Origin of the sequence: Psychrobacter sp. 16-MNA-CIBAN-0192, assembly GCF_040309565.1 — a bacterium.
In the GTDB taxonomy this organism is placed as follows: Bacteria; Pseudomonadota; Gammaproteobacteria; order Pseudomonadales; family Moraxellaceae; genus Psychrobacter.
In genome coordinates this window covers 1-237 of record NZ_JBEOOX010000704.1, presented here as the reverse complement: position 1 = coordinate 237, position 237 = coordinate 1, and the positions used below count along the sequence as shown (strand labels likewise).

The 237-nt window shown below is 40.5% G+C and carries 1 protein-coding gene; it reads left to right on the top strand.

Annotated elements, in window-relative coordinates:
• The coding region (locus AAEY78_RS14915) for a hypothetical protein (protein ID WP_352340273.1) at positions 1-237 on the top strand (237 nt) is incomplete at both ends.

Below are 237 nucleotides of genomic sequence, written 5' to 3'. Positions count from 1 at the left end.
CTATAAATCTCACGAAGCGGCTAATTTAGCAGTCAAGTTAGAAGGAGAGATTGAAGTGATGGATGATCTTAAATATGAAGCAGAACACGAGGGTAAGCCATTCACTAAACATAATGAATTACAAGCACTTCAGCGCAGATATGAAAAGCAATTGGTTGAAGCTGACGAATACACGAAAGATTGGATTGCGACCTTTGGTTTGATTCGTCGCATTATCGAAATCGAGCAAGGTCGCAC